Annotated in this window: 8 protein-coding genes and 1 CRISPR repeat array; of the genes, 3 read left to right on the top strand and 5 right to left on the bottom strand. The window is 71.1% G+C overall.

Translation table 11 applies throughout. From position 1 onward, the window contains the following. Positions 1-94: 94 nt before the first annotated feature. Positions 95-3,601: a CRISPR direct-repeat array (repeat unit 29 nt; unit sequence CGGACCATCCCCACGTGCGTGGGGAGCAC). Positions 3,602-4,053: 452 nt separating this feature from the next. Next, positions 4,054-5,529, bottom strand: a complete 1,476-nt coding sequence (locus AC529_RS12510; RefSeq protein WP_068756793.1) for a bifunctional ADP-dependent NAD(P)H-hydrate dehydratase/NAD(P)H-hydrate epimerase — start codon at positions 5,527-5,529, stop codon at positions 4,054-4,056. A 211-nt stretch (positions 5,530-5,740) separates the two neighbouring features. Here AC529_RS12510 and AC529_RS12505 point away from each other — a divergent pair, with 211 nt between their 5' ends. Continuing rightward, complete coding sequence (locus AC529_RS12505; protein WP_068756791.1) at positions 5,741-6,241, top strand: DUF4913 domain-containing protein; 501 nt, start codon at positions 5,741-5,743, stop codon at positions 6,239-6,241. Between the two features lie 4 nt (positions 6,242-6,245). On the opposite strand, the gene coaA is transcribed toward AC529_RS12505, so the two are convergent. After that, positions 6,246-7,151 carry a type I pantothenate kinase gene (gene coaA, locus AC529_RS12500; protein ID WP_068756790.1) on the bottom strand — a complete coding sequence of 302 codons (906 nt, stop codon included), beginning with the start codon at positions 7,149-7,151 and terminating at the stop codon, positions 6,246-6,248. A gap of 270 nt (positions 7,152-7,421) precedes the next feature. Here coaA and AC529_RS12495 point away from each other — a divergent pair, with 270 nt between their 5' ends. Then, positions 7,422-7,961, top strand: a complete 540-nt coding sequence (locus AC529_RS12495; RefSeq protein ID WP_068756788.1) for a hypothetical protein — start codon at positions 7,422-7,424, stop codon at positions 7,959-7,961. Between the two features lie 201 nt (positions 7,962-8,162). Further along, a complete protein-coding gene (glmS, locus tag AC529_RS12490; RefSeq protein WP_068756786.1) occupies positions 8,163-10,016 on the top strand; it encodes a glutamine--fructose-6-phosphate transaminase (isomerizing) in 1,854 nt (617 codons plus the stop codon). Positions 10,017-10,252: 236 nt separating this feature from the next. Here the strand turns inward: glmS and glmM are convergent, their stop codons facing one another. From glmM to rplM, 3 genes are all read right to left on the bottom strand, one after another. Continuing rightward, positions 10,253-11,593: a phosphoglucosamine mutase gene (gene glmM / locus AC529_RS12485; RefSeq protein ID WP_068756784.1), complete on the bottom strand. Its 1,341-nt coding sequence runs from the start codon at positions 11,591-11,593 to the stop codon at positions 10,253-10,255. Positions 11,594-11,813: 220 nt separating this feature from the next. Then, positions 11,814-12,323 carry a 30S ribosomal protein S9 gene (rpsI, locus tag AC529_RS12480; RefSeq protein ID WP_068756782.1) on the bottom strand — a complete coding sequence of 170 codons (510 nt, stop codon included), beginning with the start codon at positions 12,321-12,323 and terminating at the stop codon, positions 11,814-11,816. A gap of 34 nt (positions 12,324-12,357) precedes the next feature. Beyond that, a complete protein-coding gene (gene rplM, locus AC529_RS12475) occupies positions 12,358-12,807 on the bottom strand; it encodes a 50S ribosomal protein L13 (protein WP_068756780.1) in 450 nt (149 codons plus the stop codon). Between the last annotated feature and the right edge of the window lie 1,141 nt (positions 12,808-13,948).

The following is a 13,948-nucleotide window of genomic DNA, read 5'->3' as shown; positions in this document are numbered from 1 at the left end:
AAACCCGCCGCCCGGCAACCCCTCCCGCGCCCGAGGATCGGTCAAGGCTGCCGCGCCTCGCGTCCGAAGCAGACAGAAACTGTTGCTGCAATGCAGCACCATCCCCACGTGCGTGGGGAGCACGGGCCCCCACGACTCTTGGGCTCTGGAGGGGGCGGACCATCCCCACGTGCGTGGGGAGCACGTGCACGCAACCTGACGTTGGAGGAGCTATGGCGGACCATCCCCACGTGCGTGGGGAGCACCACGTTCAAGGTGTCCGGCAAGCCCGAACTGTCGGACCATCCCCACGTGCGTGGGGAGCACGGACGGCGGGGCGACGATGTAGCCGCCGTCAGCGGACCATCCCCACGTGCGTGGGGAGCACCGGGCCTCTGACCCCAAGCGGCTCGCCGCATACGGACCATCCCCACGTGCGTGGGGAGCACGACCGGCTGTGGTCCCCGAAGGAAGCAGCGGCCGGACCATCCCCACGTGCGTGGGGAGCACAGCACCTCACCGGTGTCGGTGTGGACGCGGATCGGACCATCCCCACGTGCGTGGGGAGCACGCGCCGCGCTTCACCCCAGACCGGTACAGCCACGGACCATCCCCACGTGCGTGGGGAGCACCGGCGCGGCACGGCCGTTTTGGCGAGGTGCGGCGGACCATCCCCACGTGCGTGGGGAGCACGTCTCTGTGCCGTCCACGGCGACTCGGGCGGTCGGACCATCCCCACGTGCGTGGGGAGCACCCCCCGCCCACCACTCAGGTGGACGGGGGCCGCGGACCATCCCCACGTGCGTGGGGAGCACGGCCGCAAGATCCGCTGGGGCACGTCCGGTGACGGACCATCCCCACGTGCGTGGGGAGCACCGCTGGAGCTGGCCGCGCAGCTCCGGGGTGATCGGACCATCCCCACGTGCGTGGGGAGCACGCCTCTTTCAGGTCATTCCAGAGGTCCTGCGCCGGACCATCCCCACGTGCGTGGGGAGCACAGGATGACGACGGAGAAACCTACATTGCCGGGCGGACCATCCCCACGTGCGTGGGGAGCACTATTGAGTTGACAAGGAACGTGTGGCTAGCCGCGGACCATCCCCACGTGCGTGGGGAGCACTGCCCGCACTGCGACGCCCTGTCCCTGCGCGCCGGACCATCCCCACGTGCGTGGGGAGCACGGCGCGCGCGGCGGCCACGACCTGTTTCACGTCGGACCATCCCCACGTGCGTGGGGAGCACGTCAGGGACGGCGCTTTTCGGGCGATGTTCGCCGGACCATCCCCACGTGCGTGGGGAGCACAGGCTGAGAACGACGCAAGCGTCTGCGGCAGGCGGACCATCCCCACGTGCGTGGGGAGCACACCGGCCCGAACTCACCCAGCACCACCCGCCGCGGACCATCCCCACGTGCGTGGGGAGCACTTTGGTGGCGTTGCCGCGGCCGGTTGCGAACGCGGACCATCCCCACGTGCGTGGGGAGCACGTCGCCTCCGCGCGACTCGGCGCTCATCGCCCCGGACCATCCCCACGTGCGTGGGGAGCACAGTTCATGCAGAAGTGGATCACTCGCCGCCCTCGGACCATCCCCACGTGCGTGGGGAGCACATCGAAACGGTGTGGTTGCACGAGGAGTACGACGGACCATCCCCACGTGCGTGGGGAGCACAGTAGGCCCCGTCACCGTGGTGGTGGCGGGGCCGGACCATCCCCACGTGCGTGGGGAGCACGCGCAGTGGAGCCACAGCGACGACTCCTCCCCCGGACCATCCCCACGTGCGTGGGGAGCACGCTCGGCTCCCCCGGAAGCACCACCACGAACGCGGACCATCCCCACGTGCGTGGGGAGCACGCGTTGCACCGCGGCGAGCGGAGGCGAATTCACGGACCATCCCCACGTGCGTGGGGAGCACTTGACTCCGGCTTGCCAGGGCTCCGGAAGACCCGGACCATCCCCACGTGCGTGGGGAGCACCCGAGGAGCCGCGACTGGTCGAGGAGCCGCGACGGACCATCCCCACGTGCGTGGGGAGCACAGCAGGGCATCCCGGAAAGCGACTGGCCGCGGCGGACCATCCCCACGTGCGTGGGGAGCACCAAGGCGCGGGACCCGCGCCGGGTCGCGGTCTAGGACCATCCCCACGTGCGTGGGGAGCACAGGTCAGCGAGCGGACCGCCCTTCACCATAGCCGGACCATCCCCACGTGCGTGGGGAGCACGAACCCCGCGTGGGTCGTGCCCCTATCCACTGCGGACCATCCCCACGTGCGTGGGGAGCACGTCCACGCCGCCTCGGCGTGCGGCCCCAACCGCGGACCATCCCCACGTGCGTGGGGAGCACCACGCGGGCGTCCACCAGGCCGTCGATCGCGGCCGGACCATCCCCACGTGCGTGGGGAGCACGCGATCAGTCGCCCCATGTCCTGGGCCGAGTTCGGACCATCCCCACGTGCGTGGGGAGCACGAACCGCGCGGTAATCACGTTTCCGCCCGTGGCGGACCATCCCCACGTGCGTGGGGAGCACCTCGAGGCCTCCGGAACCCGCAGGTACCCCGACGGACCATCCCCACGTGCGTGGGGAGCACTCAAACAGAAACCAGACAAAATGGGGCAGACTCGGACCATCCCCACGTGCGTGGGGAGCACTAGGCGGCTCGCTGCATGGCGGTCTGCATGATCGGACCATCCCCACGTGCGTGGGGAGCACGTGAGCCGCTCGGCGAGCGCGGCCGGGTCGGTCGGACCATCCCCACGTGCGTGGGGAGCACGGCCGGTTTGGTGGGGGCGATGGGTTTGACGGCGGACCATCCCCACGTGCGTGGGGAGCACCGCCAACCGGACGTCCGTGCCCGTGGTATGGCCGGACCATCCCCACGTGCGTGGGGAGCACGCGAAGAACCTGGCGATCAACGCGTTCCTGGCCGGACCATCCCCACGTGCGTGGGGAGCACAACGTGTCGCGGCGGGCGGCAACCGACACGATCGGACCATCCCCACGTGCGTGGGGAGCACCATCCCCACGACGAGGGTGTGCCGGTTGTCGACGGACCATCCCCACGTGCGTGGGGAGCACTCCGGGAGAGCATGGGCGCGTGCACGGCGCTCCGGACCATCCCCACGTGCGTGGGGAGCACGACGATGACGAGACCGCCCGATTGCATGAGGTCGGACCATCCCCACGTGCGTGGGGAGCACGCTAGCTAGGGAGAAAACCGATGAGGCCTAGGCGGACCATCCCCACGTGCGTGGGGAGCACCCGCAGCCCTGGACCGTGCAGCGTTTGGTGCCCGGACCATCCCCACGTGCGTGGGGAGCACGTTCTTCGCCGACAGCACCCGCCCGGCCTTGGCGGACCATCCCCACGTGCGTGGGGAGCACGGGAGGTGCTCCATGACGTACTCGGCGGTGACCGGACCATCCCCACGTGCGTGGGGAGCACGGACGGGGCGTGGTCTCAGACATCGGCGTCCTCGGACCATCCCCACGTGCGTGGGGAGCACCTCCCCACGCACGTGGGGATGGCCCGATCCGACGGACCATCCCCACGTGCGTGGGGAGCACGCGAGCTCTTCCAGGAGTGCCTGGTCGAAGTGCGGACCATCCCCACGTGCGTGGGGAGCACAGAAACTGACCTGCGGTTTTTCGGGGCGTTATCTTGCCGTGATCAACCTTGCAGGGCAGTCTCGGCCCGTCAGTCACCTTAGACCAATTTTGGCGGAAGAACACTGGCGTTCCGAGCGGGCGGTCGGGTGCTGGAGCCGCTGACGGGGCCCCGGGGGTGGGGGCGATGCGGGCGGGGAAGCCTCCGGTCTGCTTCGGCCGGGAGGCCCGGCAGCCTTGAGGGGCGCTCTGGTGCTTGAGGGGTTGTCGGCTCTCCGCAGCGCTCCGCCATCCGGGAACCCGGCGGCCGACAGTCCCTCCCGCACCCGAGGAGCGGTCAAGGCTGCCGCGCCTCGCGGCCGAAGCAGGCGGCAGGGGTCCCCGTACCGCCGCCCGGCGGACGGCCCTCGAATCCCACGTCCGGGGCAGGCCCTTCTGTGCTGCGGCCGTGCCCCGGGGCACGGCCGCCCGCGTCTACTCCCCGGGGCGGGTGACCGCTGCGATGGCCCGGGGGACGGCGTCGAACAGGTCGGAGGCGCTGATCGGTGCGCCGTCGTGGGCCAGGCGGGCGGCCAGGCCGTGCAGGTAGGCACCGCACACCGCGGCCTCCCACGAGGGCAGGCCAGCCGCCAGCAGCGCGCCGATCATGCCCGCCAGTACGTCCCCGCTGCCCGCGGTGGCCAGCAGCGGGGTGCCGGTCGGGTTGGCCGCCACCGGCCTGCCCGGTTCGGCGACCAGGGTCGTGGAGCCCTTGAGCAGCACCGTGCAGCCGTACTCGGCGGCGGCCCGCCGCGCGTGCTCCAGCCGGTTGGCCTCGATGTCGGCGCGGTCGGCGCCGGGCAGCAGCCGCGACAGCTCGCCCGCGTGCGGGGTGAGCAGGGTGGGGGCGTCGCGCTTGCGCACCAGGTCCGGGTCGCGCGCCAGCAGGGTGATGGCGTCGGCGTCCACCAGCACCGGCTCCTCGGTGGCCAGCACCGCCTCCAGTTCCGCCGCGGCCGTGGGGTGCAGGCCGCGGCCCGGCCCGATCACCCACGCGGCCACCCGCCGGGGCAGGCTCGCCACCGGGTCCATCGGGTCCAGGACCGACACGACCGCCTCCGGCCAGCGGGCCACCACCTCGCGGGCCACCTCGGGCTGTCCCGCGTAGCGGAGCATGCCCACGCCGGTGCGCAGCGCTCCCCCGGCCGCGAGCACCGCGGCCCCCCGGTAGCGGTCGCTGCCCGCCGCCAGGCCGAGCACGCCCCGCCGGTACTTGTCGCTCTCGGCGGTCGGGCGCGGCAGCAGCGCGGCGACGTCGGCGGCCTGCGGGGCGACCACGTCCGGGGCGGGCAGGTCCGGGGCCAGGCCGATGTCCACGAACTCCACGACCCCGGCGCGCTGCGCTCCCGGGTCGACGAGCAGCCCCGGCTTGTGGGTGCCGAAGGTGACGGTGACGTCGGCCCGCACGCTGGCCCCGGGGACCGCGCCGGTGTCCGCGTCGACCCCGCTGGGCAGGTCCACGGCGACCACGGCGGCGTCGGTGGTCTCGGTCAGCGCGGCCAGGGAGGCGTGCGGTTCGCGCAGCGCCCCGCGCACGCCGATCCCCACGAGGCCGTCCACGACCAGGTCGGCGGCGGCGACGAGGTCGGCGGCCTCCGCCACGGCGGCGGTGCGGCCTCCGGCGGCGCGCAGCGCGGCCAGGCCGCCCGGGTGCGGGGTGCGGCCCGCGGCGACCGCCGTCACCGCGGCGCCGCGCCGCGCCAGTTCGGCTCCGGCGAAGAGCGCGTCGCCGCCGTTGTCGCCGCTGCCGACCAGCAGCACCACCCGCGCCCCCGAGACGCGGGGCAGGATCTGCGCGCAGACCGAGGCCAGTCCGAAGGCGGCCCGGTGCATCAGCGTGCCGTCGGGGAGCCGGGCCATGAGCGCGTGCTCGGCGGTTCGGACGGTCTCCACGACGTGTGCGGTGCGCATGCTCTCCCCTATCGGTCGACGGTCGGATCGATCGCACGGCATGCCCGGCGCTCGGTGCGATCATGGTGGTGATGTTCCACCCGACGCGGCTGTGTGTCCTCCGCCACACAGCTACCCGATCCACCCGCCGGGGCCGATTGCCCTCCCTGGTTTACTTTTGCCACCGCGAAGACCAGCCGCCATCCATCGAGCAGCAGCACGGAACACTTCCATGACCTTCACTGACGACCGTGTTACCACCGACTCCGGCTTGACCGACCGCGTCTCCCTCCTGCAGAACGCCATGCACAAGCTCGGCGCGGACGTCATCCGGCTGCAAACCCAGCTCAGCGAGATCGCGACCAGTACCGCGCCCCCGCGGTCGCAGGAGCGGCAGCCCGCGTCGCAGTTCATCTTCAACCTGTCCCGGGAGGAGTACCGCGGCGAGCTCGCCGCCCTCGTCTCCTGGGTGAACGACTTCCTCATCCCGGTCTACGCGGGGCCGGTGACCCGCTGGTGCCCGGCCTGGTGGGAGCACCACGAGGCGGTGGGACGGCTGCACGCGGTGCGCCTGGCCTACCTGGAACTCACCGACACCCACCTGTCCGGGCCGTCGGGGCCGGGGCTGTGGCACCGCGACCACCTGGACCCCGCCCTGGACCGGCTGCTCGGCTCCGACGGCCCGTTCGCCGACTGCCTGGGTCCCACCGGGCACCGCCCCCGCGGCTCCTGAGGGGTCAGGTCTTGCGCAGTCGGACCCGGCGGACCCGGTGGTCCTCGCCCTTGTAGAGGACGAGGGTGGCGCGCGGCCTGGTGGGGATGATGTTCTCCACCAGGTTGACCTCGTTGATGGTGCGCCACGTGTTGAGCGCGAACTCCCTGGCCTCCTCCTCGGTGGCGGAGGTGGCCATGGCGTGGAAGTAGGAGCGCGGGTCCTCGAAGGCGGTGCGGCGCAGCTCCATGAACCGGTCCAGGTACCAGGAGCGGATGTGCTCCACCCGGGCGTCCACGTAGAGGGAGAAGTCGAAGAAGTCGGCCAGTGCCAGCCGTCCCGCAGGAGGCGGCTGGAGCACGTTGATGCCCTCGACGATGAGGATGTCGGGCCGGTGCACGGTCTGCGTCTCGCCGGGCAGGATGTCGTAGGCCAGGTGCGAGTAGATGGGGATCTTCATCATGTCGGCGCCGGCCTTCATCTCCGAGACGAACCGGAGCAGCGCGCGCCGGTCGTAGCTCTCGGGGAAGCCCTTGCGGTTCATGATCCCGCGCTCCTGGAGCACCGCGTTGGGGTACAGGAAGTTGTCGGTGCTGACGAGTTCGACGTTGGGGTGGTCGGGCCACTGGGCCAGCAGTGCCCGCAGCAGCCGGGCCGTGGTGGACTTGCCGACCGCCACGCTTCCGGCCACTCCGATGACGAAGGGGGTGGGGCGGTCGCTCTCCCCGAGGAAGCCGCGCACCGCCGCGTGGCGCTGCCGGGTGGCCTTGACGTAGAGGTTGAGCAGCCGGGACAGCGGCAGGTAGATGTCGCGGACCTCGTCCAGCGAGGTGGGGTCCGCGGTGCCGCGCAGCACCTCCAGCTCCGCTTCGGTCAGCGACAGTGGGGTCGCCGCCCGCAACTCGGCCCACGAATCGCGGTCGAGTTCCATGTACGGCGTCAGGAAGCCGTTCTTCGTCGCATGAGACACGTCTGCCCACCCTAGACGAACGGGATTCGGTATCGGCGTGCGCCCCGCCTCTTCCCTGCCCCCGTGCCGGACCGGATCACCCGCTCCCGGCCGGACCGAGCGCAAAGTCCTGGTCCGGGGCGCGTAAAAAGACCGCAGCGGTGAACTATTCCGACGGTACGCGCCGGTTGCGCTGGACGACACCCCCCTTGTGTGCTGTCTTCCTTGCAGATCCGAGGAGTGGAGATTCCCGTGTCCGTGCTCCGTGAGCGCTCCCACAGCCTGCGTCCCGCCCCGACCGGCCCGTCGGGCGACACGGCCGCCGTCGTGTGGCCGCTGCTCCGGATCAACCTGGGGCTGGGCTACCTGTGGGCCTTCCTGGACCTCACCTTCGGCCTGGGCTGGTTCGCGCCGCCCGAGCGGGCCTGGCTCACCGGCAACAGCCCGATCCGGTGGTCCCTGATCAGCCTGGATTCCCCCGCCGCGGAGCTCTTCCGCCCCACGGCGGGCCATCCCCTGCTCGACCTGGCCCTGATGCTGCTGCTCCTGCTGCTGTGCGCGGCCTTCACCCTGGGGGTGGCGCTGCGCGCCGCCGCGGTCGGCAACGCGCTGCTGATGGGCCTGTCCGCGCTGGCCCGGTTCCCCGACCCGCCGGACCTGTTCGTCAACCTCCACCTGATCCTGCTCCTGCTCGGTTTCGGTCTGGCCGCCAACGGCTCGGGAGAGGTCTGGGGACTGGGCCGGGTCTGGCGCCAGAGCCCGCTGGTGCGGCGCTTCCCCTGGCTGCGCTAGCCCGGGAAACGCTCGGACCTCGGGTTTTTCTGTGTGAGAAGCCAGACGCTCCCGCGGGCGAATGCGGGCGAACCGCACCGCCACGACCTGCGTCAAAGGGGGTACACGGACCTCTGGTCTATACCGCTACCTGCGAAAATCGTGATTGGGCCAGACCGTCGCAGCTCTCTTCCGCCTCCTTTTTTGGTTACTCTGACGCTCATGTGTGGAATCGTTGGCTACGTCGGGCCGAAACCGGCGCTGGAAGTCGTCGTCGAAGGCCTGGCCAGGCTTGAATACCGGGGGTACGACTCCGCCGGTGTCGCGATCCTCAGCGACGGCAAGCTTCAGACCGAGAAGCGCGCCGGCAAGCTGGCGAACCTGCGGGCCGCGCTGGAGCAGAACCCGCGCTCCGCCGACGGCATCGGCATCGGCCACACCCGCTGGGCCACCCACGGTGCGCCCACCGACCACAACGCCCACCCCCACGTGGACAACACCAACCGCGTGGCGGTCATCCACAACGGCATCATCGAGAACTTCGCCCAGTTGCGGGTGGAGCTGGAGGAGCGCGGCTGCAAGTTCCGCTCCGAGACCGACACCGAGGTCGTGGCCCACCTGCTCAGCGAGGAGCTGAAGGAACGCGGCGACAAGGACCTGGGCGCCGCGATGCGCTCCGTCTGCCGCCGTCTGGAGGGCGCCTTCACCCTGGTCGCGATCTGCGAGGACATTCCCGACCTGGTGGTGGCCGCGCGCCGCAACTCCCCGCTGGTGGTGGGCCGCGGCAAGGGGGAGAACTTCCTCGCCAGCGACGTGGCCGCGTTCATCGCGCACACCCGTGACGCCGTCGAGCTGGGTCAGGACCAGGTCGTCGAGCTGCGTCCCGACTCGGTCACCATCACCGACTACGACGGCGCTCCCGCACCGGTGCGCGAGTACTACGTGGACTGGGACGCCTCCGCCGCCGAGAAGGGCGGCTACGAGTACTTCATGCTCAAGGAGATCGTCGAGCAGCCGCGCGCGGTCGCCGACACCCTCCTGGGCCGGGTGGCCGTGGACGGCACCCTGACCCTGGACGAGATGCGGCTGGCGCCCCAGGAGCTGCGCCAGATCTCCAAGATCGTCATCATCGCCTGCGGCACCTCCTACCACGCGGGCCTGATCGCCAAGTACGCGATCGAGCACTGGTGCCGTATCCCGTGCGAGGTCGAGGTCGCCAGCGAGTTCCGCTACCGCGACCCGATCCTGGACCGCCAGACCCTGGTCATCGCCATCTCCCAGTCCGGCGAGAGCATGGACACCCTGATGGCGACGCGCTACGCCCGGGAGCAGCAGTCGCGGGTGCTGGCCATCTGCAACGTCAACGGTTCCACGATCCCCCGGGAGTCCGACGGCGTGCTGTACACGCACGCGGGCCCCGAGGTCGGGGTGGCCGCCACCAAGACCTTCCTGACCCAGCTCGTCGCCTGCTACCTGGTGGGCCTCTACCTCGCCCAGGTGCGCGGGCTGAAGTTCGGCGACGAGATCAACACGATCATCGGCCAACTGGCCCGGATGCCGGAGCAGGTCGAGAAGGTCCTCAGCACCGTGGAGCCGGTCCGTGAGCTGGCCCGCTCCCTCGCCGACGCCAAGACCGTGCTGTTCCTGGGTCGGCACGTGGGCTACCCGGTGGCCATGGAGGGCGCGCTCAAGCTCAAGGAGCTGGCCTACATGCACGCCGAGGCGTTCGCGGCGGGCGAGCTGAAGCACGGCCCCATCGCGCTGATCGAGGACGGCCTGCCGGTGGTGGTCGTGGTGCCGTCGCGGGAGGGCCGCAGCGTGCTGCACGACAAGATCGTCTCCAACATCCAGGAGATCCGGGCGCGGGGTGCGCGGACCATCGTGATCGCGGAGGAGGGCGACGAGAGCGTGCGCCCCTACTCCGACACGCTGATCGAGATCCCCGCGGTGCCCACCCTGCTCCAGCCGATCGTGGCCACCGTCCCGTTGCAGGTGTTCGCCTGCGAGCTGGCCCTGGCCAAGGGGAACGACGTGGACCAGCCGCGCAACCTGGCCAAGAGCGTCACGGTGGAGTAGTCCGCCGGGCGCCGCCGAACGGACGGAAGGGGGCGGCTCCCCGCGGGGAGCCGCCCCCTTCCGTGTGCCCTGGCCGGGCGGAGCGCGGACGGCGGTCCGGGAACGGGAGCCGCCCCGCCTCCGGGGCCCGCGGGTCCGGGCAGGAGGCGGTACGGCTGCTGAGAGGGCCGCTGAGGCCCTGCGGGGCGGCGCCGGAGAAAAGGATCACGCCCGGGCCTGCGCGCCGCCGTGCGGCGCTATCCCAGCTCCTCGCGGACCACCTCGGCGAGCCGGTCCGCGACGTCCTGGGCGCGTTCCTGCGAGGCCGCCTCGACCATCACCCGCACCATCGGCTCGGTGCCGCTGGGGCGCAGCAGTACCCGGCCGCTGTCGCCGAGCTCCGCCTCGGCCTGGGCCACCTCGACGGCGATCCGCTCGGAGGTGGCGACCCGGGTCTTGTCCACGCCGCGCACGTTCACCAGCACCTGCGGCAGGCGGTTCATGACCTTGACCAGTTCCGCCAGCGCCACCCCCCGGCGGTTGACGGCGGCGAGCAGGTGCATCCCGGTCAGCAGGCCGTCGCCGGTGGTGGCGTGGTCCAGCAGGATCACGTGCCCGGACTGCTCGCCGCCGAGCGAGTACGATCCGGCCCGCATCGCCTCCAGGACGTAGCGGTCCCCGACGGGGGTCTCCACGACGGTGATGCCGGCCTCCTTCATGGCGAGTTTGAGGCCGAGGTTGGACATGACGGTGACCACGAGGGTGTCCTCGTTCAGCGCGTCCCGTTCGTGCAGTTCCAGCGCCAGGACGGCCATGATCTGGTCGCCGTCGACGACCGAGCCGTCGGCGGCCACGGCCAGGCAGCGGTCGGCGTCCCCGTCGTGCGCGATGCCCGCGTCGGCGTTGTGCTCCAGCACCGCCGCGCGCAGCGCGTCCAGGTGGGTGGAGCCGCAGCCTTCGTTGATGTTGAACCCGTCGGGCTGGTCGCCGATGGTGACGACCTCGGCTCCCGCGCGGCGCAGCGCCTCGGGGGCGATTCCCACCGCGGCGCCGTTGGCGCAGTCCACGACGACCTTGAGGCCGTCCAGCCGGTGGGGCAGGGAGTCCACCAGGTGGTTGATGTAGCGTTCCGCGCCGTCGGCGGTGTCGGTGACCCGGCCGACGTCCCTCCCGGTCGCTCCGGGGGCCGGGTTGCCCAGGCGCCGCTCGATCTCGTCCTCGACCTCGTCGGGCAGTTTGTGGCCGCCGCGCGCGAAGAACTTGATGCCGTTGTCGGGAGCCGGGTTGTGACTGGCCGACAGCATGACGCCGAAGTCCGCGTCCAGCGTCCCGGTCAGGAAGGCCACGGCCGGGGTGGGCAGCACGCCGAGCCGGACCACGTCCACCCCCGCACTGGCCAGTCCCGCGACCACAGCCGCCTCCAGGAACTCGCCCGAGGCGCGCGGATCGCGGCCGACCACCGCTCGGGGCCGTCTTCCTCCCGTGTTCCGGTCCGGCAGTACCTCGGCCGCCGCGATCGCGAGATCAAGTGCCAGTCCAGCGGTGAGGTCGCGTCCTGCGAGCCCGCGGACTCCGTCAGTGCCAAACAGCCGTGTCACGAACCAATCGCTCCGTTTCGTCCAGGTGACGGCGCTGGTCAACGCCATGGGATCCAGTATGCGGCGGTTGACGCGGCCGAGCGTCGACAGAAACGACTGTGGCCCGCACTGGCCACCCGTCCTCCTGACGGATGGCTGGCGGGCCTGGGACCTTGTTCCGGTGGAACACGTCCAGTCGTGGCGGCGTCGAACGACGCGGCCGCCGAACCGGGAAGGCGTGCTACCGCTTGGAGTACTGCGGAGCCTTGCGGGCCTTCTTGAGACCGGCCTTCTTCCGCTCCACCTGGCGGGCGTCGCGGGTGAGGAAGCCGGCCTTCTTCAGCGGCGGGCGGTTGTGCTCGGGGTCCATGGCGGCGAGCGCGCGGGCGAGGCCGTGACGGAGCGCACCGGCCTGGCCGCTGGTGCCGCCGCCGTTCAGGCGGGCAAAGACGTCGTAGGCGCCCTCGAAGCCCAGGGTGACCAGGGGCTCCTTGATGAGCTGCTGGTGCACCTTGTCCGGGAAGTAGGCCTCGAGCGACTTGCCGTTGATCTTCCACTCGCCGGTGCCGGGGACGACGCGGACGCGCGCGACGGCGGTCTTGCGCCGCCCGGTCCCCAGGGCGGGCCCGGAAGCGGTCGGAATGTACGTCTCGCCGGCCACCTCGGGGCTCTCGGTGGTGTACTCGGCCGGGAACTCCTCGGAGTTCTCGTCGAATTCCTGAACGTCTTCGATGCCGGTGGGCTCGACCACGGTTCTCCTCGTACTTCCTTAGTCTCGCGAACGCCTACGCGGGCTGCTGGATCTTGGTGATCTCGAACGGCACCGGCTGCTGGGCCTGGTGCGGGTGCTCCGGCCCGGCGTACACCTTGAGCTTCTTGGCCATCTGACGGCCCAGAGAGTTCTTCGGCAGCATGCCCTTGACCGCCTTCTCCACAGCGCGGGCCGGGTTCTTGGCCATCAGTTCGCTGTAGGGGACAGCGCGCAGACCACCGGGGTAGCCGGAGTGCCGGTAGGCCCGCTTCTGCTGCAACTTCTTACCGGTCAGCGCCACCTTGTCGGCGTTCACGACGATCACGTAATCACCGGTGTCGATGTGGGGCGCGTAGTACGGCTTGTGCTTGCCGCGAAGCAGCGCAGCGACGTGGCTCGCCAGCCTGCCGAGCACGACATCGGAGGCGTCGATGACGTGCCACTGACGCTGGACATCGCTGGGCTTGGGGCTGAATGTGCGCACGATCGTATTGCCTTCTCAGTCGGCGGTGTCCGCCTCCGCGCTTGCGAAGACGGGGAAACTCGTATTACTGGCCCGAAAGGCACCCGGTTCCCCGAGGGCCGTTTCGGTAGGTTTGAGTGCGCAGACGGTGATGCGTGATCGGCGCCCAACGAGGTCTGGTGGGTACCCACGGCAACTCAACGCACAACGAAGGAGAATCGTAGCCCGGACATGAGTCACAGGTCAAAGCCCCCATGCACCGGTTTCGTGCCATGGGGTGGCCAGCGCTCATGTCGCGGTGCGCGATTACTCCACTCTCATTATGCCTTGAGTGACGAGTGCTTGTGCACCGTCACCGGCCCCGACCCGTCGGGTTGGTCACGCGCCCGCGCGTCTTTTGAGGTCAGTCGCTCCGCTAGCGGAACCGGACGGTGGAACGGTCCCCCGTGGAGAGCACTGACTAGGATAGTGGCGGCAGTGTCGCCACCGCCTTACCTCACGAGGATAGCGCGCGGCCGGGAAGGGTCCGTCACCGCTCTCCCTCTTGTTCGCTTCCGGTGGTGTGTCCCCCCGAACGCGCCCCCTCCGACAGGATCCCTTTCGCCCCCCAGCCAGTCCGGTCTGCGGCCTCGCGACCGTTCCTGAGCAGGCGAGCATACGGAATCGTGACGCAGTACGCGGCGGGGACGGGTCGCTCCCCGGCTCGCTCCCGCCCCAGGACAGCATCCGGAGTCTCCCATCGCACCCCAGCCGAACGAGCCCACCGACGGCCCCGCCCCCTACGGGCCGCCGCTTCCCCCCGCGCCCCCGAATCCGGGCGCGGACGAGACCGCGCAGGCTCCGCGGTCCGCGTTTCCCCCTCCGCCGCCCCAGCCCGCCCAGGGCCAGGACGTCCTCGCATCAGGCCCCCAGGCCCCGCTGGGACCCATGCGGCCGCCCACCTCCCCGAACCGGGGCATGAACGAGACCGCGCAGGCCCCTCGGCCTGCGTTTCCCCCTCCGCCGCCCCAGCCCGCCCAGGGCCAGGACGTCCTCGCATCAGGCCCCCAGGCCCCGCTGGGACCCATGCGGCCGCCCGCGTCCGGCCCGCTGCCGCCGGGGGTGACCCCGCTGGCCGGCCAGCCCTTGGCGGGCCAGCCTCTTCCTCCGGGGGCGGCTCCGC

The organism is Thermobifida cellulosilytica TB100 (assembly GCF_001517975.1).
Lineage (GTDB): Bacteria > Actinomycetota > Actinomycetes > Streptosporangiales > Streptosporangiaceae > Thermobifida > Thermobifida cellulosilytica.
This window is presented reverse-complemented; position numbering and strand designations above follow the sequence as displayed.